Here is a 24,478-nt window from a genome sequence, read left to right as displayed (position 1 = left end):
GAGAGGAATGATATGTGTGGATCAGCAGCTCACTGTGTTTATCGCCGTTGCAGAACACCGAAGCTTCTCCCGTGCAGCACAACAACTTCACATGACACAATCGGCAGTCAGTCAGCACATTAAAGCATTTGAGAGAGAAGTTGGCGTCACACTACTGGAGCGGACAAATAAATATGTCCGACTAAATCAGGCCGGTGAAGTCGTCTATCAACACGCGCTTGAAATCACCAACCTTTATAGCAGAATGCAGCGTATCGTCGATGATCTGACAAACCACGCGGCAGGCTTACTTAAGATAGGCGCAAGCTATACATTTGGTGAATACGCACTGCCACCTCTGATTGCGAAGCTTCATCAGCTGTACCCGGATATTGAACCTGTCGTCACGATTGGGAACACAGCTCATATTGTAGAGCTGGTAAAGAACAATCAGCTGGATATCGGAATCGTCGAAGGACATGTAAAAGAAAGCAAATCCCTTACTATTGAAGCATTTGCTGAAGATGAAATGGTGATTGTCGGTGCAGCCGGCAGTCATACTAAGATGGCAGATCCCTCTCAGCTGGCCGAACAATTGTGGGTGTGCAGAGAACCCGGTTCAGGCACACGTGAAGCAGCGGAAGTTGTATTCAGGCAGCTGGGAATCATGCCGGATCGCATGCTGACATTCAGCAGTACACAGGCAATCAAACAGGCAGTAGAGGCCGGACTGGGTCTGACCCTCTTATCAAAGCTTGCGATTCAAAAAGAGGTGGAATATGGGACACTTAAGGTGATCAAAATTGATGGACTTCCATATAAGCGGACGTTTTCCACGGTCAGTGTGTCGGCATTTCAGACGAAGGCACTGCAGGAGTTTTTGCGGCTTTTGTATGAGAAGTAAAACCTTTAGGGAGCTAAGTGTGGTTGCCGGTCATGACCCCAGGACGGCTCCGGCTTTAAAAAACGGTTGAACATTCCAACAGGTAATGTAATGACATCTGCATTTACAATATCAGTGATCAGGTGAATAATAGAAGAAAACTTTTTTAAAAGGAGCAGGTTATGAGTTATTCAATTTTCAGATGGATTCAGATTGTCTTAACGGGCATTATCACCATTCCAATCACTTTATTCATGGCGTCAGGCGCTATTGGGGAGAATGTTGAAAATGAGTTGTTTCCCGTCCCTGGATTCCTCATTTTTATCGCAGTATGGCTGGTTGGTGCAGTTCTGATGTTTTTTAATAAGACGAAAGTCATTGGTGTCATTTTAACGCTACTGCCTGCAATCTTCTATGTGACGATCATTATTTACTTCCTGGTGATTCCTGCGCTGACCATCTGAGTCTGCCTCCGCTTTATGGTTTATAAATCCTGAAAAGTGGAAAGCAGAAAATAATATGCTTTTACAGGAGAGGATGCAGACCATGAAAACCATTGATGAGTATTTTCCGGATACATATGAAGAGTCGAGAGAAACCTTCCGGGGTAACCTTGAAAAAATCAGGTTGTATTGGCCAGGCGCAGAACTGACAACGCGTCCGATCGGTCAAGAAGAGGACAATACAATTGATATGATTTATTCGCCAGGCACTGAAACAAATGAAAGGGTCTTACTGATCACTGCAGGCGAGCACGGGATCGAAGGCTATGCAGGCGCTGCAATGCTTGACGTTTTTGTACAGGAGATGGCAAATCAGATGGATCCGAAACGCACTGGTATCTGTCTGATTCATGCTGTAAACCCATGGGGCATGCGGAACTTCCGACGTGTGACTGAAAACAATGTTGACCTGAACCGCAACTATCTCGTTGACCCAGAGCAGGTACCGCATGATGTAAATGAACATTATGAAAAAGTAATGAAAGTCTTTTTGCCTGACGGGGTGATCGATAATTATCACCTGGCAAGAATTGACCTGCAGACAAAACTTGCGAAAGGACTTGTATCAGAAGGTTATTACGGCCTGACAAAAGCGAAGGGAATGGGTCAGTATGAGTTCCCGACGGGCGTCTATTATGGTGGTAAGGAGAAAGAGGAAAATGCCCAGTTTCTTCAGGCGATTCAGGAAAAACTGCTTTATGAGTATCCACGCGTGATTCATATAGACTGGCACACTGCACTTGGACCAACAAACGAGGTTACAATGTTGATGAGTGAGGATGATGGACGGACGTTAAAAGAACTGAAGAAAACCTATGGGCTGAAAAATATTGAGCAGTTCACTCCTGAAAAAGCCAAAGGTGATTCCACGCACCACTTTTATGCACTAAAGAACCGTCATTATCCCGATACTTATCTGTTTTCAGCATTATTTGAGTTCGGCACATTTGGTACAAGTATAAGCGCTTCGCTGCGTGAATTCATGACCATTATCTTAGAGAACAGACTTCACCATGAAGGTGCTGTTCATGAAAAAGACAGGCAGGCGATTCTGGATGAATTTAAAGCAATGTTTTATCCGGAAAATCACGAGTGGCGGCTTGCTGTACTGACTGAGGGTCGCAAAGCGATGAAGCGTCTGCTGCAGAATGAAGGGCTTTTTACCATTAAGGGCTGATATATAAAAGGGTTTTCCCGGATGTCTGGGGAAACCCTTTTTGAATTGGATGATTAGTCTGGTGATAAGATTAAGCTGACATACAGCATTGGCGTTCGCATGGTTTTCGGATCGGGTTCACGAGCCCATACGCATGAACTCTCTATCCCCAATGACCTCTCCGCTCTTTCTGTAAAAACTCAATAAAAAGATCCACGCCCTGCAGTGCATTATTTCTCACACGTCTCAGATATTCATCTCTATAATCACTATCGCTCTCCGCAATCCTTTTCAGCATAAAATCCTGAGTCTGGGTAACGACTTCTGTCCGTTTCATTTTTGCCTCTTTTGATAAAGCCATGCCAATAGCTCCGAGTACAGCAAATAACAGAATTGCAGGGATAATCTCAGTTGATACCCCAAACGGCAGAATGATTAAAAACAGGTTCAGTACAGATACGACAACAAGCGGCGTGCCCCAGAGTCTGTATTTTAAAAACTGTTTTGTGATCGGCTCGATTTTGTCATTCAGCTTAGATAACTCCTGCTGGATATAAGGCGGGTATTGCTCAAGCTTTTTATCCATCATCTTTACCCCTCCTCTATATATCACATCATAATTTAATTATACTTTTTTCAATCTTCCGACGTCAAAACTGCTGTCTTCTGAAAGTTTTGTTTCACTTTAAAAAATATAATAATAAACCATATGAAAAAACACAGGCGCTGTATAAGTCAGACTATCAACCTTATTAATCGTCTTACTCTCAATCACCCTGCCATTCATTGTTTCTTTTAGAAAGAAATTGCGCTTCAGCACAGACATGACCACTGTTCCGAAAAAGCCTGTGACACCAATGAGAAGCCCGGACAAGATACTGAAGGTAAGAGACATCGGTGTGATATAAGGTGCGATGATCACTGATAATAGAACAGTTCCCGCGACTCCTGCAAGAAACCCTTCCCACGTCAGATCAGGGTTGGCAGAAGCAAGCACTTTCTTTTTGCCGAACTTTTTTGATACAAGCAAGTGAATGACGTCATTCGCCTGTGTAAGCGGAACTAAATAAAGCACCATTAATACCCCATACTGCTCAGCAATCCGCACATCATGCCTCGTAATTTCAGGCATTGTCGCAAAAAGGGCAAGGTGACTGATCCCGAACACAAGCAGCATCAGTCCCCACTGCGTCATACTCACTGACTTTAAAAAACCGGCACTGCCATTCCTGAAAATTCTCACGAGCGGCAGGAATAAGAACACATAAATTGGAATAAAGACAATAAACATTCCGTACCAGCCGATATAAATCCAGAAGAAATTGATCGGAATGGCAAGGTAAGCCCAAATGAAAATCCGCCTGTCCTGTTTTCTTGTTTCAAGCATCGAAAAATACTCACGGAGTGCCAGGAAGCATAAGATCATCAGAGAGATCAATGAGATCGTCGGGTGAAAAGCCATAGAGAGCACGAAAATTATCGCCATACCCCACCAGAGCTTTGTTCTGATCGTTAATTCATCATATTTATCGCTGCCCTTATTTTTCCTTTTATGAAAGTATGTTATAACTGAAACTATAAGACTAGCCAAAATAAGGATTAAGAAAATAAAGTATATGTATTGCAACACATCGTTCAACTGCTTCACCTCAACTTTTCTGAAGGGAGTGACTACTTCTTTGAACACGAAAAAGATTTATATTCTGCTGACAGACACCGGCACCGCTTTTACCAAAACCATTAAACGCTATACAAAAGCACCTTACAATCATGCTTCTCTTTCATTGGACAGGGAGCTGACTCAATTATATAGCTTCGGAAGAAAAAATCCTAATAACCCTTTTAATGGTGGTTTTGTACAGGAAGATGTGTTAAAAGGCACCTACAGAAAATTCCCTAACACGACCTGCGCTGTATATGAAATGACGATCACTACCCGTCAATACGAAAAAATCATCAGAATGATTCGTTTATTTGAGAAAAAAAACCGAAAAACAATTTATAATCTGCTTGGCGTTTTCGGCGTAGCTTTTAAAGAACCGTTTGAACCACACGGCTCTTACTTCTGTTCGCAATTTGTTGCAGAAATTCTACACCGGGCAGGCGTGAAGCTTTGGGATAAACTACCGTCGCTCGTTGAACCGGATGATTTCAGAAGCTCTGATAAAACTGAGCTGATTTACGAAGGACTTTTGACTGCATATGAGCCTGTGTCCAGACGGCAAAAAGCAGAGTGACTGTGCACTCTGCTTGATGTTAAAAATCATATTCTTCAATCATTCTCTTCGTAATCAGTTCATAGCCTTTCTCGTTCGGATGCAGAGCATCACTGAAATACTCTGCGCTTTTCTCTTTTAAAATGCCATCTGTAGCGATAAATTTTACGCTCGGATATTCTTCGACCATACCTTTGCTGAGCTTATTCCAGTTATCAATCACCTGCTGGATTTCTTCATTTTCAGGATAAGGATTGAACAACCCTAAAAACAGAATCGGCGCTTCCGGATTTTCTTCACGAATGATTGATAAAATATCTTCAAGGTTTTTTTCATAATCCTCTTTACCTGCCTGAATACGATCATCATATAAAGGGTTCAAATCTCCACCGTTTGTTTTGATCAAATCATTTGTGCCGATAAAAACAGTAAAATATTCTGCATTCTTTAAGGTTGCTTTGACTTCTTCATCTTCAAGCTGGGCAAGCAATCCATCTGTCTGCTGACCCGGAATGCCGTAATTATAGACAGTCAGCGGTTCTTCTCGATTTTCATTAATGACTTCTTCCAGGTTTTCTGCATAACCTGCTCCTGACTGATCACCAACGCCATAGGTTAGCGAATCACCAAGCGCTACCAGCTCCTGCCCGCGCTCAGGAGTATGACGGTCATATATCCATAACCCGCCGGCACCCGCTGCCAGAACAACCAGTGCCAGGATTGTGATTTTTACTTTATTCATTTAAAAGACCTCCTAAGGAATATGGATTCCCCGGGAGGTTCTGATCAAACATATCTATTCATTTTGTTATTAAAATGTTATATTCTCCTTCGAGCTCCGAGCGCTCATTGCGACCTCCTACTTCTCCTTCACCAGAACAGCTGCATAGCGGTCATGCGCCATACTGCTGCCATCCACACCTTCATATGCTTCTTTATCCTTAAAATATTTAAATCCGCCTACTGTATCACGGTAAGCCATTCGCTTTAACAGCTGTTCAGTCGTCAGTGGAAATCCATCTTCACTTTCAAGCTTCAGCCCCATGGCGCGGTAACCTACTGTCTGCCCGCAGCTTTTCAGCTGAACAAGTTCAAGCCCCCACATGACTGCGGTTGGTGTAACCAATGCGTGAAAAGCTTCATTTTTAATTTTCTTTCTCAGCGCATATTCTACGCCTGCTGTCACAGCACTTGATATTGCCAAGTCAATTAAGATCGCTTTAAGTCTTCTTTTCGTCACATCTTTCATTGCTCATTTGCTCCTTCCGCCGGATACGCTTTCTGTAAAAATTCAATGGACTGTCTGATCAGATCCTTCAGAACGTCCGTGTGTACATCGTCCAGTTTATTGATATACACACAAGCTTTACCCGAAGTATGCTTGCCGAAATCCTTCAGCAGTGCCTCGCGTTCAGTATCCCCTGTCGCAAAATACAGGCTGATCTTCGCCTTCCGCGGTGAAAAGCCTACAAGCGGGGCATCGCCTTCGTGACCGGTCGGATACTTATAGTGATAAGACCCAAACCCAATGATACTCGGTCCCCACATTTTCGCTTCATAGCCTGAGGTTTCCTCAAAAATTTCAAGCAGCCTGTATGCATCCTCACGTTTTTTTGGAGACTCCACTGCTTCAATGAATTCGACCACACTGCCGTCATGTTCTTTTGTTTTTTGTTCATAAGCCACTATCCTTGCACCTCCAGTTTTTTATCAAATGATCCCATACTACACTTCTATACGATTTATGGGAAAGAAAGATTCACCAATTAAGTAAAGTACATTCTACAAAGTACATCTGATATCCTTCATATAAAAGTGTATATTTCGTTTGCTTGCCCAGTCTGAACCAACAGCGTATGCTAAAAAACAGAGACTATCTTCAGGAGGGGCACATATGATTGATTTACGCAGTGATACAGTGACAAAACCGGATGAAAGAATGCGAAAAGCAATGTATAAGGCTGAGGTTGGGGATGACGTGTATGGTGAGGATCCGACCGTTAACCGCTTAGAAAGACTGGCAGCTGAAGTACTTGGAAAGGAAAATGCACTATTTGTGACAAGCGGCACGCAGGGTAACCAGATTGCAGGGCTTGTCCACTGCAGGCAGGGTCAGGAGGTTATCATGGAGTCCCAGGCGCATCTATTTTTGTATGAAGCTGCGGCGATGTCTGCTTTAGCTGGCGTGCAGATCAAGACGCTCAAAGGGAAGCGTGGTGCCATGAATCCGGCTGAAGTTGAAGCAGCGATTCGCGGCGCAGATATCCATGAGCCTGAGACTGGATTGATCACACTTGAAAACACACATAATAAAGCAGGCGGCGCAGTTCTCCCGCTTGAAAATATGCGTGAGATTTATGAGATTGCAACGAAGCATCAGATCCCTGTCCATTTAGATGGGGCAAGACTCTTTAATGCCCAGGCAGCAACCGGGATTTCCGTGAAGAAATACGCACAATATACCGACACCGTTCAGTTCTGTTTATCAAAAGGACTCGGTGCACCGGTCGGCTCCATCATCGCAGGGTCAGATGAGTTTATTAAAAAGGCACGCAAATGGCGTAAGCGCCTCGGCGGCGGTCTCAGACAAGTAGGCGTGATAGCGGCACCAGGAATTATTGCGTTAGAAAATGCAGAGCGTCTGAAAGAGGATAACGCTAATGCAAAGAAGCTGGCGGACGGCCTGCTGAATATTGAAGGTGTAGTGATTGATAATGAAGTGGAAACAAACATTATCCTGATGAACCTGTCTGATTCAGGGGTTGAAACAGCAGTATTTCTTGAGCAGTTAAAAGAAAATGGCATCATTGCAGGCGGTTTTGGACCGGGCATTGTGAGATTTGTTACGAACAATGGCGTGTCGGAAGAAGATATTAATAAGACGTTAAAAGTGGTTGAGAAGATTATGCAAGCATAACTAAAAAAGGTGTCCGGCACTCAACAAGCGCCGGACACCTTCTTCATATCAGGAAGTCATTCTCTCTTCCTCAACAGACTCCGCTTTTACAGCATCTTTTCTTCTCTCTTTTAAAAATAAGACGAGAGCCGCACCAACCAGTGCCATACCGGTTGCGACTGTAAATGTCAGCCCGTACCCTGAATACAGTGCATCAGCTGCCACTGCTGCTTCAAGCTGTTCAGCACCAAGATCTGCGTAATTGGACATGTCCGGTTCAAAATTCAGAGAAACCTGCGTCATTATCGTAATCAGAATCGCCGTTCCAATCGCGGCGCCTACCTGCTGCATCGTATTTGCCATTGCTGAACCATGTGCATTCAGCTTTGCAGGAATCTGATTTAATGCATGCGTCATAACAGGCATCATGCCAAATGATAATCCGAACATACGGATTGCATACACAATTGTGATCGTTGTAACCGATGTTGTCGCGTCGAGCGTTGTGAAAAAGAACGTTGTGACAACGACAATCAGCATGCCTGGAATCGCAAGCTTCTTCACACCGAATCTATCAAAAAGGATCCCTGTAATCGGAGACATAATGCCAATCACAATCGCCCCCGGAAGCAGCATCAGCCCTGAATCTAACGCACTCAGTCCTCTTGCTGTCTGCATATACATTGGCAAAATCGTCTCCGCACTAATCATCGCAATGATCACAAAAACAGAAACAACTAATCCAATAGAAAAATCCCTGTTCTTAAATACTCTGAACTCAAGCAGAGGTGTCTGGAGTCTAAGCTGACGCCACACAAATAGTCCGATAATCAGGAAACCGCCGGCAACACAGGAAATCACAAGCGCATCATCCCATCCGCGTTCAGACCCTGTACTGAAACCGTACAATAATCCCCCAAAACCAAGTGATGACATCACAATCGAAATCACATCAACACGCGGGTTGGTCTGTTCTGTCACATTTTTAATGAAAACAAGCGCCATGATCCACGTCAGAACTGCGATTGGAAGCACCGCGTAAAATAGCATACGCCAGTTATAATACTCAATCAATAAACCGGATAACGTCGGTCCGATCGCTGGTGCAAATGAGATCACAAGCCCCATCAGCCCCATCGCAGTCCCCCGTTTTTCAACCGGAAAAATATTCAAGAGCACCGTCATCATAAGCGGCATCATCACGCCTGACCCCATTGCCTGTACAATTCTTGCTACAAGCAGCAGTGCAAATGAATCGGAAAATGCAGCGACTGCTGTTCCGAACGTAAAAACAGTGATCGCCGTAATAAAGATCTGCCTCGTTGTAAATTTACCGATGAAAAACGCTGAGATTGGAATCATGATTCCGTTTGTCAGCAGAAATGCCGTTGTCAGCCACTGTACCTCGTGCGCACCGATATCAAAATGCACCATAATTTCAGGAAGTGCCGTTGCAAGTAGCGTCTCATTTAATAATGCAAAAAAGGCACCCAGCAGCATAACCGCTACCATCGGGCCTTTTCGTATATGCTGAAAAGATTCTGCCATTCGAATCATCCTTTCTGTATAAAAATCACAACGTTTATCATATAAGATTTAAAGCTGGTTTTGTATGATCAATTTACCTATAATGTACAGATAAACGACAGTGTAGGAGATGTGTCTATGAAAAAAGAAGATTTGCGTGTAAAGAGAACGAGGAAAATGCTGTTTGATTCGCTGATCCGTTTACTGAATAAACCCGGCATGACATTTGAAGGTGTCACAGTCCAGCAGATCTGTGAGGATGCAATGGTCCACCGTTCAACGTTTTATTCCCATTACACCGATAAATACGACTTATTTATCGTGGAGCTTGGGAGGCTGGATGACAGACTGGATGAGGCTGATCGAGTGATGAGGCTGAAAAAGCCTTTCACCATGATGCAGAAGCTGGACTATCTGGAGGAGCTTGAACATGTGTTTTTAGCGAATCAGAATGATACGTATCTGGCTAATCGACTGCAACAGTCCTTTAAGAAGAATATTGAACGAGACCTGACGATGCTGAGCACTGAAGCAGACAGACTGGATGTGCCGCTTGATATGTATGCTGAATTTCATGCAGGTACGGTTGCGATGCTTCATATGTGGTGGCTCAGGCAAGGGAAGGCTTATTCGGCTGAGGAGATGGATGTGTATTTTGAGCGGTTGATGGGGTGAGTTGGTGGTTGGTTCTGGGTAGTTCGTAGATAAATCGTAGTTGTTCTTAGAAAACAGGCTTATGTTCATAGAATAATATGGCTGTTTCGTAGAACAACACGGTCTGTTCGTGGAAAAAACATAATGTTTCTTAGAAAAGTGCCAAAAGACCTATCCCCTTACGCCATCAAAAAAAGCCGCCCTCCGAAAGGCAGCTTCATTCGATGATCACTATCAAGTCCCACAAAACGTCCGGTAAGGCCCCGCATCCGGTTCCGGTCCTGCACAATAAGGCATTTGTTCTTCACTATACGCATATGGATCCCGCAGCACATCAAGCAGCCGCTCCATCACGCTCAGATCTTCGCGCTCAACAGCCGCCGCAATCGCTTCTTCCACACGATGATTACGTGGAATCACATTTGGATTATGACGCTTCATCATCTCCCGCACTTCCTCCGCTGACGCCGCCTGACGTTCAAGGCGCTCATTCCAGCGCTTCAGCCAGTCAGCGAATGCTTCACCCTCAATCGGCACTTCACCAATCGTCAGCTTTCTGAATGTATTTGTAAAATCAGCTTTGTTTTTATGCATCAGATTCAGCAGCTGCTCAATCAGTTGTTCATCCCCAGCTTCCATCTCAAGTAATCCAAGCTTTTTACACATACCGCTGTGCCATGCATCAAAATAAAGGTCTTTATACTTGTTCATCTCATTCTGCGCAAGCTCAATCGCTTTTTCCTGATTATCATCCAGTACAGGAACAAGGCTTTCTGCAAAGCGCGCCAGATTCCATCCGCCGATATGAGGCTGATTCCCATAAGCATAACGCCCTTGCACATCAATGGAGCTGAAGACTGTTGACGGGTCATATTCATTCATGAAAGCACACGGCCCATAATCAATTGATTCACCGCTGATCGTCATATTGTCTGTGTTCATGACGCCGTGAATAAAGCCGACCAGCTGCCATTTCGCAATCAATTCTGCCTGCTTTTTCATCACTTCCTGCAACAGCCCGAGGTACGGGTTTTCATGCTCCTGCACATGCGGATAATGACGCTCAATCGCGTAGTCTGCAAGTGCTTTTACATTTTCAGATTCTGTCAGTCTGACCGCATATTCAAACGTCCCAACACGCAGATGACTGGAGGCAACACGCGTCAATACTGCACCAGTCAGCAATCTCTCACGCATCACCGTCTCCCCTGTGAGTGTCACAGCAAGACTGCGGCTCGTCGGAATCCCGAGTCCATGCATCGCTTCACTGATCATATATTCCCTCAGCATCGGCCCAAGCGCTGCACGTCCGTCACCGCCGCGTGAAAAATTTGTACGTCCCGATCCTTTCAGCTGAATATCCTTCCGTTTTCCAGACGGCGTGATCTGTTCTCCAAATAATAACGCGCGTCCATCTCCAAGCATGGTGAACTGCCCAAACTGGTGACCTGCATATGCCTGTGCAAGCGGCTCAGATCCTTCAGGGACTTCATTTCCTGCAAGGATCTCTTCTTCATCTGCCAATACTTCCGGATCCAGTCCGAGTTCTTTTGCGAGCGGTTCATTCAGTATAAATAACTCCGGACTTGCAACTGAGTTTGGCTCCATTGCTGAATAAAAGATGTCCGGCAGCTTTGTATAAGTCTGCTCGAGCTGCCATCCTGCTTTCGTTCGCTGTGTCATCGTGCATCCCTCCTCTGGCTATTATCTCCTGACTTCAGTGTATCATGCCGGGGAGTCATTTCCGGTTTAAGTGCTTGCTATTTACATTTAAAATAGTCGCTTTAAATCGGTCAATCGCTCAATTTCATATTCAAAATCATCCACTTCTCCAAAACCATATTTCGCATACACAAACGGCACACCGGCTTTACGCGCTGCGTCACGATCGCCCTGTGTATCCCCTACATATACAGGATTCTCCAGGCCATTTCGCTCAATCACAAGCTTAATATTCTCACCCTTGGAAAGACCCGTTCTGCCTGGATTTTCAAAGTCATCAAAGAATCGGTCCAGCTTATGGTACTGATAAAAGGCTTCAATATAGCCTTCCTGGCAGTTACTGACGATAAATAAACGGTATTTACCTGAGAGATACACCAGTATTTCCTCAAGCGCAGGATATAACTCTCCGCCGTTTTCAGCGACATAAGGGATTTCAATCTCTGTTAGATAATCCATGACTTCCTTTTGATCTTCCACACTTAACTGCGGGAAAAAAACTTGAGAAATCTCATGCATCTGCTTTCCCATCGTCTTCTTCAGATCATCAAGCGTCAGCTTTTTATCTGCTTTCGGATGGTCTTCAATTGCTCTATTCCATGAAGTTAACACGGTCTCCCGCGGGTCCCATAGTGTGCCATCCAAGTCAAATATGATACTGTCCATATGTCATTCCTCCAAAAGTGCTTTTGTTTTGGGTTTACCCAAATTTTGCAGTGCGTATGTATAATGATATTTTACATGATAAAAGCCTGACAGCAACGAAACTGTCAGGCTTTTAATTAGCGCTCCCGAAACTGCTTCAGCATTTCAAGACCCATCGTTACGCCATGACTCATGGCAGCCCCCCCGCCGTAAGCTGCTGCGACCATCATGGTTTCGTGAATCTGCTGATCTGAGCAGTCATGCCCGACACATTGATCCATGTGGTAGGCAATACTTGATTCGTCGCCATCACTCACAGCAATCGCAAGTGCGGTCAGATGCTTTTGAGAGCGTTCGATTTCGCCGCTTTCGAATGCTTTTCCTGTGAAGCGGTTATATTCACTCACTGCTTCAGGAAGTGCTTCATGCACCTCTTCAATTCCTTTTCTGTAACGATCTAAAATTTCTTCTCCGTTAATATTCATGTTCCCACTCCTTCACTAAATTCAATATTATGCCATTCCTTTTTAATGACATGGCTAAACGTTTGAATGTGTTCAGGAATTAGGATGACCTGAAGAACATACGTGTATACCTTAATGAATTGAAAAATACAGAAGGCCTGCAATCAGAAGATTCGGCAGTGCCAGCAAAAACGCTCCCTTTGTAATCTCCATGCGGTCTTTTCGGCCTTCTTTGGTTTCAGTCGCATAATTCGCTCTCATTTCACTGCCGCTGACCATCGCGCCAGAAGCAAATACCATCAAGATCAGAAACAATAATCCGAGCCCCGCCGGAATTGTGTAGCTCTCCTCTAAGCCCCAGATGATCCAGGATAGAATGAGTCCGGCAAATGCAAGACCTGTTCCGATACCGATTGTTTTCATTTAATTCCCCCTTCGTTAATAGTAGTGATCTAAGTTATAATACTCTTTCAGTATGTCTGCCATCACCGGGCTCCCATGCAACTCCCCATTTCGGTACTGAAGCATGAACGCCTCGCTGCACTCCTGTTGTGTTAAAGCGAACCCGGTATATATTAAATCTATTTCTTCATTTTCACTTGTCTGATAGCCCCCGGTGCCGAAAATACTGACACAATGGTCGTCAATGGCAGTTCTGTTCCCCGCCTGATCCACATAGAAGTATTGATCTGTCACAGTCCCGTAGTCCATGTCAGGTGTTGAAGTAACATAGTATCCTTCTTCATTAATCGGAATGACTGAATAACCATTCTCTTCTTCGAGCTCCGGTGCTCCTTTCACATTGTAGACAATATATACGTCTCCTGTATAACCTTCAGGCAAAAGAAACAGCCGGTTCGTCACATTTTTTCCTTCATACCATACAATAACGCCAACAATTGTACTCACTATGAGTACAGGACTCAACACACCGGCCATCATGCTGCGCAGCTTCATTTTTCTAAACAGGAGATAGAGTAGATAAGACCCTACAGCAGCGCCAAGAGCATATGGAATGGTGATCATGAACATGAATAGAAAGGAATCCAGTCCGGATAAATAATGAGTACCGGGCTGCTGTTCATCAGCAGGAACTATATCGATGATTGATAAAACGGCAACAAAGACGATCCATACAGCTGTCACCAGTACCATCAGCTTTAAAAAATTCTTCATACAGCAAATCTCCAAATCGATTTTTTAAAACGCACCAGATCCTCCACCGCCTCCACCCACTCCGCCTGCAGAGCCGGTGGACGTTGTTGAAGCAGCTGTCGTTGAAGCCTGGGCATTCGCTGATTCGAACCCTGGTGAAATCGCAACCGATAACAATAGTAACGTTGAAATATCTACGCCACCATGGTTCATCGAAGGGTTGAAACCTGCGAATTTCTTTTCAATCGGTCCTGAAATCTTTTCGTCCTTCGTTCCGATTCCATACAGGTAAACCCTCATTTGATCATCCTCTGACCAATGATCAGTGTCCGGATTCTTTTTCACATACTGCCACTCTCTATTGATCATGACACCTTCAAGTGTTCTCGGATGGTAAGCAAGTATATATGTTACAAATCCGCCGACAAGCAGTATTGAGAAAAACAGTCCTGGCAGTAGGTCATACATTGGAAATAAAACAAGGAAAGGCAGCAATACTGAAGCTGCAGCAATCACCAGTTTGCGATGCGTGCTGATATCCTTACTGAACTGAGCTGCGTCCACTTCTTCTTTTATCGCGGCATGCCACTTCGCTTCATAGTCCTGATAGACCTTCTGGTTAGATTCTTTTTTAGCAAACGCTTCTACTTGTTCAACCGTGAAGGTTTCTCCATCACCAATCGTATCAAACAGCCATTCTGCTAAAATGCGTTCATGATCCAGCAATCCGTCTCTGCTCACGATATGGAATTCACGTTCTGTTTCCTGAATGACATGCCCTCTTCTCACAAGCTCTAAAAGTGCTGCGTTAACGGCCTGCCCTGTCATCATATGATAATAGTTGAACGAAATCGTCCCCATCAATGACAGAATTTCACGCGGAGGTCCGTTTGGCGACAGCTTTTCATCCGCCTTACGCTTCACTCTGCGCGCTCTGATCCAGACTTTGATACAGAGTACAGCCAATAAAATGGCTGCAAGCCCCAGGATGACAATCCCAATATTCATCACCCATCCACGCGTCTCAGCAAAAGCCGCAGCTTCTTCCTCCTGTTTCTGAATGGCTGTCTCAAAGTCGGAACGAATTTCTCCATTACCTTCAGCTGCAAACACATCTGAATTCCAAGCCGCTCTGATGTCACCATTTTCACCGCTGGAGACGTTCCCAAGATTAAACACGACTTTGCCAGATGCATCAGTAACAGCCGTTCCTTCAGCCTCATCATACCCGAGTGCCAGCACATCATCCGTTGGTACTGGAGGCGTCACTGTAATAACCATATTTTCATAATCTGACTCATTCTCTTCACTGAAAAACGGCCAGAAAAACTCACCCATATCTTCATACACTGTTACAGCATTTTCAATGACATAAGTCAGCGTGATCGTCACGGTTTCATCTTTACCACCGCGGTAAATCCGATAAAAATTGTTATCTTCTTCAACGTTTAAAGGCCCCTCATTTTCAAAAGCCTGCACATTCGTAACTTCCGGTCCATCAGCTTTTGATACAAGCGAGCGGGTGATCCCGTTAAATTCACCGTCAAATTCATAAGTATGATTTTCAGTCACATAGACATCCCCGGATTCCTGAACTTCAGCATCTATCATTGATCGCTCAATGGAAAACTCGACTGCAAGCGCCTGTCCTGGGAATAAAAGAAATACCCCCAGCAGGATGGTCATTGTGATTCTCAGTACGTTCATTTTAAGTCACCTCTTACATGAATTACGTGTGTAGAAGGGGAAAGGTTTCAAGTTCCTGTCATTTATATTGATTAATCCGGTCCAGGACAGTCAGATAAAATTCTGCCTGGTGGGGAACAAATGACTCTTTTCCAACAGATTCATCTATGGTGATTTTATTTCCTTCACTGATTTTAAATCCCTGGATCCTGATCCTGTCATCCTCTCCACTGCAAAGTCTGTGGAATGCTGCAAGATCAGTTTTGACAATGCCGATCACCTCTTCATCTTCCAGATCAAAGTCCGCCTCACTGAAAGTCCCTTTTAAAAGAAAGGTGTGGGCAAATTCACGATCAATAAAGCCTTCTCTCTCAGCTGTGCACTCAATCACACCAAGCGGCTGAAGCTGTTCAAATGGAGCCTGAATACCAATCTCCTCCTGCATTTCTCTGACACCATCACGAACGGTTTCTTCTGCCAGCAGATGTCCCGCAGCTGTAATATCAAGCAGTCCCGGATAATCCTTCTTATTCTCGCTGCGCAGTTGAAAATAAAGTGAATCTCCTTCAACGAGCCAGCAATGAAAGGTTTCATGCCAGTAGCCTTTCTCATGCACCTCTGCCCTCGTTTTTTCACCTATGTATTGATGCTGTTCATTAAAAATTTTTAAGCGTTCTGATTCCATGGTGCCTCCTCCTTCATATCCCAAGTTCAAATTCAGTATATAGCTGCTTGATCCACAGTTTTGAATGTTTCCTTTACTTTATATATTTTACCATTCACACTAATTAGGACATATGTCCTTTTGACAGCTGTGACAAAGTTATAAAGTTGGGCTAACAGAAAGGTGGGAAATGAAATGAAAGGTGTAATATTTGCACTGGCAGGCGGATTTTTTCTGACCTTTCAGAGTGTAGCGAATGCAACAATCAGTGATCAGATCGGAACGTGGCAGGCCGCTGCTATGACCCAACTGACAGGATTTGTTCTTGCTGTTCTGATTGTACTCGCACTAAGAGACCGTTCATATAAAGATCTCGGACAGGTGCCAAAGCTGTACGCTTCCGGCGGCGCGCTTGCTGCGATTGTATTATTTAGTAACATTACTGCTGTACACCTGATGGGCGTGACGCTGACAATCGGTATATTTCTAATCGCTCAGCTTGTGGCGGCGATTTTTATTGATAAATTCGGCTGGTTCGATATGATCAAAAAGAATATCAGCAGAACGCAGATTATCGGGGTATGTCTGATGATTTTAGGCGTCATTGTGCTGAAGATCTAGGAGGCATCATGAAAAAGCAGCTTAAGGATTATCTGAAAACGTATCAGCTTGATGAACTGTTCACTCAAAAAGTTTGTGATTCAATGAAATTGGAGACCTATGCAGCCGGAGAGCGGTTGTTTTCGCAGGGTGAAAAGTCAGACAAGATGCACCTGTTAGTGGACGGGAAACTGAAAGTCTCGATGCTGACACCGGAAGGAAAGCGGCTGATTCTTGCTTTCAAAACACCGCTTGATATTGTCGGTGATATTGAGTATGTAAGGGATTGCCCACTTATTAACACTGTTGAAAGTGTCATGGAAACAACCGTAATTGAAATCCCTTATGCCATTTTGCGAAAAGAAATGGCTCAGCATGCGCCGTGGTTGCAGTTTCTGCTTAATACAGTGACAAAGAAATTTGAAATGAAGTCACACACAATGAATTTTAACCTGCTATATCCAGTTGACGTCCGGCTTGCAAGCTATCTGCTTTCCATGACACCCGTTCAACCTGTTATCACATCTGCTTCACTGATTGATATTGCAGATCTGATCGGCACAAGCTACAGACATTTGAACAGAGTGCTTCAGCAATTCCAGCAGAACGGCTGGATCGTAAAGAAGCGGGGGTCAATTGAGATTTTAAATCGCCAGGCGCTACTTGAACTCGCCGGTGAAAACATTTATGAAAAGGAGGCATTCTGATGGTCATAGGAATTTTACTAGCCTTATTAGGCGGAACACTGGTCTGCCTTCAAAATACTTTTAACGCGAACGTGAAAAAGCAGGTCAGCGTCTGGTCAACGACGATGCTTGTCCTTGCACTCGGGTTTCTTGCTTCATTCGCAGCCGGGCTTGTATTTGAAGGAACCGCATTATTTCGCTTTGAAGCAGATTTATGGTTCTGGTTCAGCGGCGTGGTTGGGGTTGGTGTCGTCGCATGTGTCACGCAGGGCGTTCAGTCGCTTGGTCCGGGACGTGCAATCTCACTTGTTATGGTCTCACAAATTTTCTTCGGACTCGTTTGGGATTCGCTTGGATGGTTCGGACTGGAGCAGGTACCTTTTACATTCCAGTCGTTTTTAGGTGTGCTGCTGATTTCTGCAGGGGTCTTATTGTTCCAGCTTGGACCCGCGCTGGAAGAAAAAGTGCGCGGACGCAAGCAGTCAACTGCTGCGAGGCGTACGGTGAAGGTGAATGGATAGGAGTAGCAGGCGTACCGGATATCTTGAGCACCCGGTACGCTTTTATGTGATCATGACTTTTCACGATTCATGAAGTTTTTTTTTGAACTGATAAGCAGTAACACCAATAAATAACAAAAGACCTGCACTAAAATATCTGATTGTTCACTGAATTTATAAATCTCAGATCGTGTACATCATCACGAAATGCAAAACAGCTGTCTCCCCGGCGTGATTGATATAAGCATGCGGCTGATCCGCATTAAACTTAATAGAATCAAACCGCTCAAGCTGGTACTCCTCTTCACCTACCTGCACTGTCACCTTGCCCTCCATCACCGTTATATATTCTTTCACACCCGGTTGGTGAGCCTCAGCTTTATAGATGCTTTCAGGATGTAAAAACCCTTTGTGAGATTCAATTAAACCCTGGACCTGCGTGGTAAAAACCGGCTCAAGCTTCAATGAATGATTTTCACTCATCACACTGTTTCCGCTTTTTTTAAGTAGCGTAACCTCCTGGCTTTCCACGAGCAATGATGAAATCGGGATGCGCAGTCCGTTTGCAATCTTCCAGATAATTGTGAGTGAAGGGTTCGCTTCACCGCGTTCAATTTTTCCAAGCGTCAACTTACTGACCCCTGTCAAATCCGCCAATTCCTCAAGCGTCATCTCTCTTTCTTTCCTCAGTTTTCTGAGGACCTTCCCGACCTGTTTTGTAAAATCATCAGGACTTACATGTGGCATCTCAGTTCCTCCTTTTGTTAAATAAAGCTTGCACTCTTTTATGAAAAGTATATTATAGTATACATTATATCACTTATATATTATCAAAAGAGGTGTTCTATATGAAAGCGCTATTAATTGGCATTTGTTCTTCTATGTTTTTTGCAGTGACGTTTATATTGAATCGTTCAATGGAAGCGGATGGAGGCAGCTGGCTGTGGAGTGCTTCGTTACGGTTTATCTTTATGGTGCCGTTTTTAGTGGTGATTGTGGGTTTAAGAGGAAATCTTCGTGAGCTGTTGAGTGAAATGAACAAGCATCCGTTCGAGTGGATTAAGTGGAGTGTCGTTGGTTTTGTGTTGTTCTATGCGCCTCTGACATATGCAGCGGCATACGGTCCGGGCTGGCTTGTAGCCGGAACATGGCAATTCACGATTGTTGCGGGACTGCTGCTGGCACCTCTTTTTCTGAAGCCTGACGGAAGCAGACATTTTATTCAATTCAGGGCATTACTCATTTCAAGTATCATACTGGCAGGAGTGGTGCTGATCCAGATTCAGCAGGCTGATCAGATGAGCGTTGCCGCATTAGTACTAGGCGCTTTGCCTGTTGTGGTTGCAGCCTTCTGCTATCCGCTTGGGAACCGCAAAATGATGGAACTGTGCGGGGAGCGTCTGGATACTTTTCAACGCATTCTTGGTATGACACTGGCAAGCCTTCCTGTCTGGCTGCTCTTAAGCGTGATTGGGCTGGTGCAAACCGGGCCACCTTCATCAGGACAGCTCACCCAGACATTTATTGTTGCAGTCAGCTCCGGCATTATTGCCACTGCACTGTTTTTCATTGCAACAAACAGCGTCCGGCATGATCAGGGAAATCTTGCTGCAGTAGAAGCCACGCAGGCAACGCAGGTTCTTTTTGTGATTGCAGGAGAGGCTATCCTTTTATCGAGCCCGCTGCCATCAGGCGTTGCAGCAGCCGGAATCGGACTGATCGTTGTTGGGATTGTGGTGCATACATTGAATATGAGAGTAGCTGGGCGCAGGGTGGTTGTAGTGAAAGGGAGCTGATTTTTGCTCGCGCGATTCGGTGGTTCGTAGAAAAATAGCTGATGTTCATAGAACTACGTGGCTTGTTCGGAGAATCTCATTTGACGTTCTTAGAAAAACATACAGAGTTCTTAGAAAAAACGGGGTGGTTCATAGAATAGTGACAATATACCCACCCCAAACCACCACAACACTGCTCAAAAAATCTCCTCCGCATCAACCGGCAGCTCCCGTACACGCCTGATAAAATGCAGCATCCGCCGTTCATCTTTCTTCGCAAAATCTAAAATCAGCGCCATCATTTCCTGCTCTGATCTCATTTCTGCTCCTGCTTTTCTTCCAGCAATGAAATAATCCGGTCCAGCTTTTCATTCGTCTCATCTGATTGTCTGTTTTGTACAGTTCTCGTAACAACCATTCTTCTGATAAACAGACTAAATGAAATGATAAATAAAGCAATGAACCCTAACATTACGAGCTGAAAAATCATATCCCCAAGGCTAAAACCATCCATTTAAATCCCCTCCAATCAACTCATATCAATGATGACCCGTCCCCAATACAGTACACTCATCACTAGAAAAACCACACCAAACGTCACTAGAACGGAAGGCAATTTTGATCTGAAATAAATCAGCCCCAAGCCAATGATCAGATGTACGATAAAAAATAATACGATACCCATGACTCATATTCACTCCAATCTTATAATCTCATCACCCATTGATAGGACACCCGGCTTCCTCACAGTCGCATACATGCCAAAGTTGTTCCCGTGTTTTTGATAAACCGTTTTTAACACTAGTGGATCAATCGCTGTTGTCACAGGATCAATATTGATAATACTGCAGCGCTCACAAGGTCTGACGATTTCAATTTCAGCAGATCCGATCAGTAGTCTCTTCCCTGCAAGGTGCTCTTCTGAAAAAGGGATCTCATCATTCAGTGAAACGACTAGATTTGGCCGAAATCGTCTCCAGTCAATCAGTTTCCCCGTCTCGTCCTCCAACGCTTTCACTGAGTTCTCATTAACAATCAAAACATGCTCTTCTTCTATTGCACCAAGCGGAACGTGTTCAGGCGAATACACTTCTTTTCTCAAAGACTTGCCTGCAAGTTTCTGAAATTCATCCAGACACACATCTTCATCCCAGTAAAAAGCCCGGCCATCTGGTGCAGTGATCCGTACTTTTGGATATTGATCCTCAGACTCTTCTCCTTCAAAAACAGCGCTATACCCAACCATCTTAGGATTTTGAGTCGCTGTATGATAACTTCCTTCTTCTAAAAGCGCATGACTGCGATCTCCATAAACACCATAGGCCATCAGCTTCGTGGACTTCACCTGTTCGCCGCTCAGTGATTTGACCGGGTGACGCATAATCGTGCCAATTATACCAATTTGTTCCATCATCATTCCTCCCCCGGATTTATTTCTTTTGATCTTATCACAATTAACCACCAAATTTTTCTATAACTATGTTATTCTTTTAAACACATTTATTGCTTCGTGCACGATCAGATTAGATTGTTAGGAGACTGACTTACGTAATGAAAAACGTCTTAAAGAAGATGACACTTCCACTATTGATTATATTTGTCGCTACGACGATCGGCTTATATATTCAATACCAATCACAAAAGCAGGAAATTTATTATCAGACATATATTATGACGCAAAATTTTTTAATGCACCTTGATCGTTTCCTTGCCTATCAGAAACCATTAATAGATGCGGAATGGTCAGATGAACTGACAGACGAATATAACGATAGACTTCGTGCAATTGTACTGCACAGCAACGGAACAGTTATGCTGATTGATATGGATGATGAGGAGGTTCAGGAAAAGCGTTTTATTTTCGGTGATATCAGACTGGAACTTTATCAGTTCGGTGAAGTAGAAACCCCTGATGAACGCAAAGATCGCTACGAAAATCTATTGAATATGCGTGATGAACTTCAGGATTATCTCGACTATTTGAACGAAAACTACCCAATACCAGATGCCTAAAAGTTAAAAACAGCATTCGTCTGAGGTGACGAATGCTGTTTTATTACCTTCTAAGCCCCTGCACAAGCACCAACATCACAAATGAAATCCCAACCATACTCGCAACCCACAGCCAGGCCATCTGCATATTGCTTGATTCAATTGCCAGGTAGATCGCTGTGGAAGCGGTCTGTGTCCGTCCCGGAATATTCCCGGCAAACATGAGCGTTGCACCAAATTCACCAAGCGCGCGGGCAAAACTTAAAATAAACCCTGCAATAATCGCTTTCCAGGCAAGCGGAATGGATATGTAGGTGAAAAGCTTCCACTCACCCGCTCCATCCACGCGTCCTGCATGCTCGATTTCTTCATCGATCGACTCAAAGCCGGTCTTAGCAGACTGATACATTAGTGGAAATGCAACAACAACAGCGGCAGTCACTGCTGCCCACCATGTAAAAATAAGCGGCTGCTGAAAAATCCATTCAATCGCCTGACCTGCCGGGCTGTTCCTGCCAAAAATTACAATTAAAAAGAACCCCACAACAGTCGGCGGCAGCACAAGCGGCAGTAAAAACAATGTTTCAACAACGGCTTTTCCTCTAAAATTGCGTACAGCCATCATTCTGCCGGCCGCCAGTCCAAGCATCAGTACAATCAGACTCGCAACCGATGCAATTTCTATTGATAATCTAAGCGGTGACCAAAAATCAACAGGCATAAGTTAGTTCAGCCTTTTGAAACCGAGCTCTTCGAAAAGAGCCATCGCTTCTTCACTCTGCAGATACTCAAAAAATGCCTCAGCATCTTCACGATAATCAGTATCTTCTATGATTCCTGCCGGATACACAATTGGCGTGTGCCACTCCTCTTGTGCAACTGCAGCAATTTTCAGCTGCTCACCTGCCAGTGCGTCTGATTGATAGACTACGCCCGCGTCCACATTGCCTGATTCAACGTATGTTAAAACCTGGCGAACATCTTTTGCAAAAACAATCTGTTCCTGCACATCCTCCCAGATTCCAAGCTCCTCAAAAACTTCCTGACTGTACATGCCCGCCGGAACAGTTTCAGGGGTTCCGATTGATAAGCTTTCCACTTCAGTTAAACCTTCAAATGTTGCAATATCAAAATCATCCCGTGGTACGACGAGCACAAGTTCATTTCCTATTAACCTGACGCTCTCTGATTCACTGATCACACCGTCTTCAACCAGCTCATCAAAATGATTTTCAGCGGCAGAAATAAATAGATCAACAGGCGCACCCTGTGAGATCTGCTGCTTCAGACTCCCTGAGCTTCCATAATTCAATGTCACTTCAATCCCAGTTTCCTCTTCAAACTGCGCTTCAATTTCTCCAAGGACATCCTGAAGACTTGCAGCAGCAGATACTGTTAATTCACTGCTTTTACTCTCTTCCTGCGTAGCTGAACAGCCACCTGCAACCAGAAGCGCACCCAGACTCAAAAATAATTTTTTCATCACAAGTCTTCCTTCCAAAAATAAGTTGCATTAAGTATAGCAGAATTACGCAGGACTGGGTCAGCCCCTTGTACTCTGCCTGTTCAAAAGAAAAACCCTTCCATTTAGGATGGAAAGGTTTCTAGCAGATGATTCAGTCTGCGAGTGTACATGCAGATTCACGATAGCTCATTGATGGCATGAGTACGATATTTGCTTTGCGATTGATCATTAATTTGCACCGTGCCTCAAACTGATGCACAAGTTCAATCATATTTAATACTTCTTTAGCTGAAGGATGAATTAATCGTGCATATTTTTTTAGAAATTTTTCTGTCTGGAGGCTAATGTAGGTCGTGAGTTGAGTTAAATAGGTGGCTTTATAACCCTGGACGATGATATGTGAAGTCAGTACTGAGATTTCACGTTCTTCTTTGATGCTGAGTCCATATCCGCGGTGAACAGAGGCGTTCAGAAGTGAAACCATTGTTGAAGTCCATGATTCAAGTAATTCCTTTGCCGGGTAAAGCCGAAAGTTTTTTTCAGGTGGGCACATGTCTAAAATCATTTCTACTGACAGCGGCATCGCGGAAACTTGCGAATGAACTTTCTGATCAATTCCCATATCATTTTCCTTTCATTGTATATTTAGTCCTATTTTACATCTTTTAGAATATTCAATATACTGTATTACTATTAATTTAATCTTTTTGTAATAATTGTAATGATTTGTATTATTCCCTCCACTTCATCGCTTTTCGCTCCAAGTTTTTCACGAACTGATCCTTGCCGTTCATATATGCTTCTATGTCTCTTGGATAAGATTCAGCCAACTGTTGCTTAAGATTCCCGTATCGTAATGCTTCTTCCGGGTGCGACATGAGATAGTCCCGCACCGCCACATGCCGATCAATTTCATCCTGACCAGACAGATCATACATATGAACATGATGGGTCCGCTTTTCTTTCCCCTTTCTAAAGTATCGTCTGCCTGGAAGTCCGTATTTTCCTAAAGCCTCATAGCCCAGCTTTTCCATTTCACCTGCCAGGCGATCTGCTTCTGCGATTTCTTTTAGCACAGGCATCATATCAATAATCGGCTTAGCCTGAAGACCGGGTACTGATGTACTTCCAATATGATGAATATCAATCAGTTCGTCTTTGAAAATAGATCGGATCTTTTCAGCTTCTTCTTCAAATAACATTGGCCACTTATGATTATATGAGCTTACAGTCACTTTCATTCCTGTGTTCTCCCTTCATTTTATCCATCCTCTAAGCTAAGTTTCTTTTCTCGAAATAGTTTTGTGTAA

The 24,478-nt window shown here is 44.1% G+C and carries 33 protein-coding genes; 11 read left to right on the top strand and 22 right to left on the bottom strand.

Annotation, left to right across the window (positions count from 1 at the left end):
* Positions 1-16 precede the first annotated feature (16 nt).
* The 3 genes from ACH6CZ_RS12105 to ACH6CZ_RS12095 all read left to right on the top strand — a co-directional run bounded on the left by ACH6CZ_RS12105 (position 17) and on the right by ACH6CZ_RS12095 (position 2,542).
* The gene (locus ACH6CZ_RS12105) at positions 17-883 is read left to right on the top strand and encodes a LysR substrate-binding domain-containing protein (protein ID WP_374097709.1); all 867 of its coding nucleotides are present in this window, start codon (positions 17-19) and stop codon (positions 881-883) included.
* Positions 884-1,044: 161 nt separating this feature from the next.
* Positions 1,045-1,326, top strand: coding sequence for a hypothetical protein (locus tag ACH6CZ_RS12100; protein ID WP_374097708.1), 282 nt, complete (start codon positions 1,045-1,047; stop codon positions 1,324-1,326).
* An 82-nt stretch (positions 1,327-1,408) separates the two neighbouring features.
* Positions 1,409-2,542, top strand: a complete 1,134-nt coding sequence (locus tag ACH6CZ_RS12095; RefSeq protein ID WP_374097707.1) for a M14 family metallopeptidase — start codon at positions 1,409-1,411, stop codon at positions 2,540-2,542.
* A 142-nt stretch (positions 2,543-2,684) separates the two neighbouring features.
* Here ACH6CZ_RS12095 and ACH6CZ_RS12090 read toward each other — a convergent pair whose 3' ends face one another.
* Positions 2,685-3,110 (bottom strand): DUF5392 family protein, encoded by a 426-nt coding sequence (locus ACH6CZ_RS12090; RefSeq protein WP_374097706.1) that lies wholly within the window; start codon positions 3,108-3,110, stop codon positions 2,685-2,687.
* Between the two features lie 96 nt (positions 3,111-3,206).
* Positions 3,207-4,160 (bottom strand): phosphatidate cytidylyltransferase, encoded by a 954-nt coding sequence (locus ACH6CZ_RS12085; protein ID WP_374097705.1) that lies wholly within the window; start codon positions 4,158-4,160, stop codon positions 3,207-3,209.
* Between the two features lie 40 nt (positions 4,161-4,200).
* Here ACH6CZ_RS12085 and ACH6CZ_RS12080 point away from each other — a divergent pair, with 40 nt between their 5' ends.
* Entirely contained in the window at positions 4,201-4,758 is a 558-nt protein-coding gene (locus ACH6CZ_RS12080) for a hypothetical protein (protein WP_374097704.1), read from the top strand.
* A 19-nt stretch (positions 4,759-4,777) separates the two neighbouring features.
* Here ACH6CZ_RS12080 and ACH6CZ_RS12075 read toward each other — a convergent pair whose 3' ends face one another.
* The 3 genes from ACH6CZ_RS12075 to ACH6CZ_RS12065 all read right to left on the bottom strand — a co-directional run bounded on the left by ACH6CZ_RS12075 (position 4,778) and on the right by ACH6CZ_RS12065 (position 6,423).
* On the bottom strand, positions 4,778-5,479 hold the full coding sequence (locus tag ACH6CZ_RS12075; protein WP_374097703.1) for a DUF459 domain-containing protein: 702 nt from the start codon (positions 5,477-5,479) through the stop codon (positions 4,778-4,780).
* A gap of 117 nt (positions 5,480-5,596) precedes the next feature.
* Complete coding sequence (locus ACH6CZ_RS12070; protein ID WP_374097702.1) at positions 5,597-5,986, bottom strand: RDD family protein; 390 nt, start codon at positions 5,984-5,986, stop codon at positions 5,597-5,599.
* Positions 5,983-6,423, bottom strand: coding sequence for a DUF1801 domain-containing protein (locus ACH6CZ_RS12065; protein WP_374097701.1), 441 nt, complete (start codon positions 6,421-6,423; stop codon positions 5,983-5,985). Before ACH6CZ_RS12065 ends, ACH6CZ_RS12070 begins: the two co-directional genes overlap by 4 nt.
* A gap of 208 nt (positions 6,424-6,631) precedes the next feature.
* Here ACH6CZ_RS12065 and ltaE point away from each other — a divergent pair, with 208 nt between their 5' ends.
* On the top strand, positions 6,632-7,654 hold the full coding sequence (gene ltaE, locus ACH6CZ_RS12060) for a low-specificity L-threonine aldolase (RefSeq protein ID WP_374097700.1): 1,023 nt from the start codon (positions 6,632-6,634) through the stop codon (positions 7,652-7,654).
* 48 nt (positions 7,655-7,702) lie between these two features.
* On the opposite strand, the gene ACH6CZ_RS12055 is transcribed toward ltaE, so the two are convergent.
* Complete coding sequence (locus tag ACH6CZ_RS12055; RefSeq protein ID WP_374097699.1) at positions 7,703-9,181, bottom strand: MDR family MFS transporter; 1,479 nt, start codon at positions 9,179-9,181, stop codon at positions 7,703-7,705.
* Between the two features lie 117 nt (positions 9,182-9,298).
* On the opposite strand from ACH6CZ_RS12055, the gene ACH6CZ_RS12050 reads away from it, so the two are divergent.
* Positions 9,299-9,835 carry a TetR/AcrR family transcriptional regulator gene (locus tag ACH6CZ_RS12050; RefSeq protein WP_374097698.1) on the top strand — a complete coding sequence of 179 codons (537 nt, stop codon included), beginning with the start codon at positions 9,299-9,301 and terminating at the stop codon, positions 9,833-9,835.
* A 213-nt stretch (positions 9,836-10,048) separates the two neighbouring features.
* Here the strand turns inward: ACH6CZ_RS12050 and ACH6CZ_RS12045 are convergent, their stop codons facing one another.
* The 7 genes from ACH6CZ_RS12045 to ACH6CZ_RS12015 all read right to left on the bottom strand — a co-directional run bounded on the left by ACH6CZ_RS12045 (position 10,049) and on the right by ACH6CZ_RS12015 (position 16,171).
* A complete protein-coding gene (locus ACH6CZ_RS12045) occupies positions 10,049-11,497 on the bottom strand; it encodes a protein adenylyltransferase SelO (RefSeq protein WP_374097697.1) in 1,449 nt (482 codons plus the stop codon).
* An 87-nt stretch (positions 11,498-11,584) separates the two neighbouring features.
* On the bottom strand, positions 11,585-12,202 hold the full coding sequence (locus ACH6CZ_RS12040; protein WP_374097696.1) for an HAD family hydrolase: 618 nt from the start codon (positions 12,200-12,202) through the stop codon (positions 11,585-11,587).
* 116 nt (positions 12,203-12,318) lie between these two features.
* On the bottom strand, positions 12,319-12,666 hold the full coding sequence (locus tag ACH6CZ_RS12035) for a carboxymuconolactone decarboxylase family protein (RefSeq protein ID WP_374097695.1): 348 nt from the start codon (positions 12,664-12,666) through the stop codon (positions 12,319-12,321).
* 111 nt (positions 12,667-12,777) lie between these two features.
* Complete coding sequence (locus tag ACH6CZ_RS12030) at positions 12,778-13,068, bottom strand: DUF5316 domain-containing protein (RefSeq protein ID WP_374097694.1); 291 nt, start codon at positions 13,066-13,068, stop codon at positions 12,778-12,780.
* Between the two features lie 15 nt (positions 13,069-13,083).
* Positions 13,084-13,821 carry a DUF6843 domain-containing protein gene (locus tag ACH6CZ_RS12025; protein WP_374097693.1) on the bottom strand — a complete coding sequence of 246 codons (738 nt, stop codon included), beginning with the start codon at positions 13,819-13,821 and terminating at the stop codon, positions 13,084-13,086.
* Positions 13,822-13,845: 24 nt separating this feature from the next.
* Entirely contained in the window at positions 13,846-15,507 is a 1,662-nt protein-coding gene (locus ACH6CZ_RS12020) for a DUF2207 domain-containing protein (protein WP_374097692.1), read from the bottom strand.
* Positions 15,508-15,565: 58 nt separating this feature from the next.
* Positions 15,566-16,171 (bottom strand): NUDIX hydrolase, encoded by a 606-nt coding sequence (locus ACH6CZ_RS12015; protein ID WP_374097691.1) that lies wholly within the window; start codon positions 16,169-16,171, stop codon positions 15,566-15,568.
* A 174-nt stretch (positions 16,172-16,345) separates the two neighbouring features.
* Here ACH6CZ_RS12015 and ACH6CZ_RS12010 point away from each other — a divergent pair, with 174 nt between their 5' ends.
* Genes ACH6CZ_RS12010 through ACH6CZ_RS12000 form a run of 3 tightly spaced genes read left to right on the top strand, consistent with a single transcriptional unit; the run spans position 16,346 to position 17,957 of the window.
* The gene (locus tag ACH6CZ_RS12010; protein WP_374097690.1) at positions 16,346-16,771 is read left to right on the top strand and encodes a DMT family transporter; all 426 of its coding nucleotides are present in this window, start codon (positions 16,346-16,348) and stop codon (positions 16,769-16,771) included.
* Positions 16,772-16,779: 8 nt separating this feature from the next.
* Entirely contained in the window at positions 16,780-17,457 is a 678-nt protein-coding gene (locus ACH6CZ_RS12005) for a Crp/Fnr family transcriptional regulator (protein ID WP_374097689.1), read from the top strand.
* Positions 17,457-17,957: a DMT family transporter gene (locus ACH6CZ_RS12000; protein WP_374097688.1), complete on the top strand. Its 501-nt coding sequence runs from the start codon at positions 17,457-17,459 to the stop codon at positions 17,955-17,957. The genes ACH6CZ_RS12005 and ACH6CZ_RS12000 overlap by 1 nt, the downstream gene beginning before the upstream one ends.
* Positions 17,958-18,119: 162 nt before the next feature.
* Here ACH6CZ_RS12000 and ACH6CZ_RS11995 read toward each other — a convergent pair whose 3' ends face one another.
* Positions 18,120-18,683 carry a helix-turn-helix domain-containing protein gene (locus ACH6CZ_RS11995; RefSeq protein ID WP_374097687.1) on the bottom strand — a complete coding sequence of 188 codons (564 nt, stop codon included), beginning with the start codon at positions 18,681-18,683 and terminating at the stop codon, positions 18,120-18,122.
* A 101-nt stretch (positions 18,684-18,784) separates the two neighbouring features.
* Between ACH6CZ_RS11995 and ACH6CZ_RS11990 the strand changes: the two genes are divergently transcribed.
* Complete coding sequence (locus ACH6CZ_RS11990; protein ID WP_374097686.1) at positions 18,785-19,732, top strand: DMT family transporter; 948 nt, start codon at positions 18,785-18,787, stop codon at positions 19,730-19,732.
* A gap of 176 nt (positions 19,733-19,908) precedes the next feature.
* On the opposite strand, the gene ACH6CZ_RS11985 is transcribed toward ACH6CZ_RS11990, so the two are convergent.
* The 4 genes from ACH6CZ_RS11985 to ACH6CZ_RS11970 are packed head-to-tail and all read right to left on the bottom strand — an operon-like array spanning position 19,909 to position 21,122.
* Entirely contained in the window at positions 19,909-20,031 is a 123-nt protein-coding gene (locus ACH6CZ_RS11985) for a hypothetical protein (protein WP_374097685.1), read from the bottom strand.
* On the bottom strand, positions 20,028-20,225 hold the full coding sequence (locus ACH6CZ_RS11980) for a DUF4083 domain-containing protein (protein ID WP_374097684.1): 198 nt from the start codon (positions 20,223-20,225) through the stop codon (positions 20,028-20,030). Before ACH6CZ_RS11980 ends, ACH6CZ_RS11985 begins: the two co-directional genes overlap by 4 nt.
* Before the next feature lie 15 nt (positions 20,226-20,240).
* Positions 20,241-20,396, bottom strand: a complete 156-nt coding sequence (locus ACH6CZ_RS11975) for a hypothetical protein (protein ID WP_374097683.1) — start codon at positions 20,394-20,396, stop codon at positions 20,241-20,243.
* Positions 20,397-20,405: 9 nt separating this feature from the next.
* On the bottom strand, positions 20,406-21,122 hold the full coding sequence (locus ACH6CZ_RS11970) for an MOSC domain-containing protein (protein WP_374097682.1): 717 nt from the start codon (positions 21,120-21,122) through the stop codon (positions 20,406-20,408).
* Positions 21,123-21,262: 140 nt separating this feature from the next.
* Here ACH6CZ_RS11970 and ACH6CZ_RS11965 point away from each other — a divergent pair, with 140 nt between their 5' ends.
* Positions 21,263-21,724 (top strand): hypothetical protein, encoded by a 462-nt coding sequence (locus ACH6CZ_RS11965; protein ID WP_374097681.1) that lies wholly within the window; start codon positions 21,263-21,265, stop codon positions 21,722-21,724.
* Positions 21,725-21,767: 43 nt separating this feature from the next.
* Here ACH6CZ_RS11965 and modB read toward each other — a convergent pair whose 3' ends face one another.
* The 4 genes from modB to ACH6CZ_RS11945 all read right to left on the bottom strand — a co-directional run bounded on the left by modB (position 21,768) and on the right by ACH6CZ_RS11945 (position 24,409).
* Entirely contained in the window at positions 21,768-22,424 is a 657-nt protein-coding gene (modB, locus tag ACH6CZ_RS11960; protein ID WP_374097680.1) for a molybdate ABC transporter permease subunit, read from the bottom strand.
* Between the two features lie 3 nt (positions 22,425-22,427).
* Positions 22,428-23,189 carry a molybdate ABC transporter substrate-binding protein gene (modA, locus tag ACH6CZ_RS11955; protein WP_374097679.1) on the bottom strand — a complete coding sequence of 254 codons (762 nt, stop codon included), beginning with the start codon at positions 23,187-23,189 and terminating at the stop codon, positions 22,428-22,430.
* Between the two features lie 130 nt (positions 23,190-23,319).
* Positions 23,320-23,790, bottom strand: coding sequence for a hypothetical protein (locus tag ACH6CZ_RS11950; protein WP_374097678.1), 471 nt, complete (start codon positions 23,788-23,790; stop codon positions 23,320-23,322).
* Positions 23,791-23,899: 109 nt separating this feature from the next.
* Positions 23,900-24,409 (bottom strand): GrpB family protein, encoded by a 510-nt coding sequence (locus ACH6CZ_RS11945; RefSeq protein ID WP_374097677.1) that lies wholly within the window; start codon positions 24,407-24,409, stop codon positions 23,900-23,902.
* Positions 24,410-24,478 lie beyond the last annotated feature (69 nt).

The sequence above is a fragment of the Jeotgalibacillus sp. JSM ZJ347 genome (assembly GCF_044383825.1).
Lineage (GTDB): Bacteria > Bacillota > Bacilli > Bacillales > Jeotgalibacillaceae > Jeotgalibacillus.
This window is presented reverse-complemented; position numbering and strand designations above follow the sequence as displayed.

What these genes read in the sequence shown, in the direction of transcription:
- ACH6CZ_RS12100 (WP_374097708.1), top strand. Translation starts at nt 1,045, where the DNA reads ATGAGTTATTCAATTTTCAGATGGATTCAGATTGTCTTAACGGGCATT.
- ACH6CZ_RS12095 (WP_374097707.1), top strand. Translation starts at nt 1,409, where the DNA reads ATGAAAACCATTGATGAGTATTTTCCGGATACATATGAAGAGTCGAGA.
- ACH6CZ_RS12090 (WP_374097706.1), bottom strand. Translation starts at nt 3,110, where the DNA reads ATGATGGATAAAAAGCTTGAGCAATACCCGCCTTATATCCAGCAGGAG.
- ACH6CZ_RS12075 (WP_374097703.1), bottom strand. Translation starts at nt 5,479, where the DNA reads ATGAATAAAGTAAAAATCACAATCCTGGCACTGGTTGTTCTGGCAGCG.
- ACH6CZ_RS12070 (WP_374097702.1), bottom strand. Translation starts at nt 5,986, where the DNA reads ATGAAAGATGTGACGAAAAGAAGACTTAAAGCGATCTTAATTGACTTG.
- ltaE (WP_374097700.1), top strand. Translation starts at nt 6,632, where the DNA reads ATGATTGATTTACGCAGTGATACAGTGACAAAACCGGATGAAAGAATG.
- ACH6CZ_RS12055 (WP_374097699.1), bottom strand. Translation starts at nt 9,181, where the DNA reads ATGGCAGAATCTTTTCAGCATATACGAAAAGGCCCGATGGTAGCGGTT.
- ACH6CZ_RS12050 (WP_374097698.1), top strand. Translation starts at nt 9,299, where the DNA reads ATGAAAAAAGAAGATTTGCGTGTAAAGAGAACGAGGAAAATGCTGTTT.
- ACH6CZ_RS12045 (WP_374097697.1), bottom strand. Translation starts at nt 11,497, where the DNA reads ATGACACAGCGAACGAAAGCAGGATGGCAGCTCGAGCAGACTTATACA.
- ACH6CZ_RS12040 (WP_374097696.1), bottom strand. Translation starts at nt 12,202, where the DNA reads ATGGACAGTATCATATTTGACTTGGATGGCACACTATGGGACCCGCGG.
- ACH6CZ_RS12035 (WP_374097695.1), bottom strand. Translation starts at nt 12,666, where the DNA reads ATGAATATTAACGGAGAAGAAATTTTAGATCGTTACAGAAAAGGAATT.
- ACH6CZ_RS12030 (WP_374097694.1), bottom strand. Translation starts at nt 13,068, where the DNA reads ATGAAAACAATCGGTATCGGAACAGGTCTTGCATTTGCCGGACTCATT.
- ACH6CZ_RS12025 (WP_374097693.1), bottom strand. Translation starts at nt 13,821, where the DNA reads ATGAAGAATTTTTTAAAGCTGATGGTACTGGTGACAGCTGTATGGATC.
- ACH6CZ_RS12020 (WP_374097692.1), bottom strand. Translation starts at nt 15,507, where the DNA reads ATGAACGTACTGAGAATCACAATGACCATCCTGCTGGGGGTATTTCTT.
- ACH6CZ_RS12015 (WP_374097691.1), bottom strand. Translation starts at nt 16,171, where the DNA reads ATGGAATCAGAACGCTTAAAAATTTTTAATGAACAGCATCAATACATA.
- ACH6CZ_RS12010 (WP_374097690.1), top strand. Translation starts at nt 16,346, where the DNA reads ATGAAAGGTGTAATATTTGCACTGGCAGGCGGATTTTTTCTGACCTTT.
- ACH6CZ_RS12005 (WP_374097689.1), top strand. Translation starts at nt 16,780, where the DNA reads ATGAAAAAGCAGCTTAAGGATTATCTGAAAACGTATCAGCTTGATGAA.
- ACH6CZ_RS12000 (WP_374097688.1), top strand. Translation starts at nt 17,457, where the DNA reads ATGGTCATAGGAATTTTACTAGCCTTATTAGGCGGAACACTGGTCTGC.
- ACH6CZ_RS11995 (WP_374097687.1), bottom strand. Translation starts at nt 18,683, where the DNA reads ATGCCACATGTAAGTCCTGATGATTTTACAAAACAGGTCGGGAAGGTC.
- ACH6CZ_RS11990 (WP_374097686.1), top strand. Translation starts at nt 18,785, where the DNA reads ATGAAAGCGCTATTAATTGGCATTTGTTCTTCTATGTTTTTTGCAGTG.
- ACH6CZ_RS11985 (WP_374097685.1), bottom strand. Translation starts at nt 20,031, where the DNA reads ATGAGATCAGAGCAGGAAATGATGGCGCTGATTTTAGATTTTGCGAAG.
- ACH6CZ_RS11980 (WP_374097684.1), bottom strand. Translation starts at nt 20,225, where the DNA reads ATGGATGGTTTTAGCCTTGGGGATATGATTTTTCAGCTCGTAATGTTA.
- ACH6CZ_RS11975 (WP_374097683.1), bottom strand. Translation starts at nt 20,396, where the DNA reads ATGGGTATCGTATTATTTTTTATCGTACATCTGATCATTGGCTTGGGG.
- ACH6CZ_RS11970 (WP_374097682.1), bottom strand. Translation starts at nt 21,122, where the DNA reads ATGGAACAAATTGGTATAATTGGCACGATTATGCGTCACCCGGTCAAA.
- ACH6CZ_RS11965 (WP_374097681.1), top strand. Translation starts at nt 21,263, where the DNA reads ATGAAAAACGTCTTAAAGAAGATGACACTTCCACTATTGATTATATTT.
- modB (WP_374097680.1), bottom strand. Translation starts at nt 22,424, where the DNA reads ATGCCTGTTGATTTTTGGTCACCGCTTAGATTATCAATAGAAATTGCA.
- ACH6CZ_RS11950 (WP_374097678.1), bottom strand. Translation starts at nt 23,790, where the DNA reads ATGGGAATTGATCAGAAAGTTCATTCGCAAGTTTCCGCGATGCCGCTG.
- ACH6CZ_RS11945 (WP_374097677.1), bottom strand. Translation starts at nt 24,409, where the DNA reads ATGAAAGTGACTGTAAGCTCATATAATCATAAGTGGCCAATGTTATTT.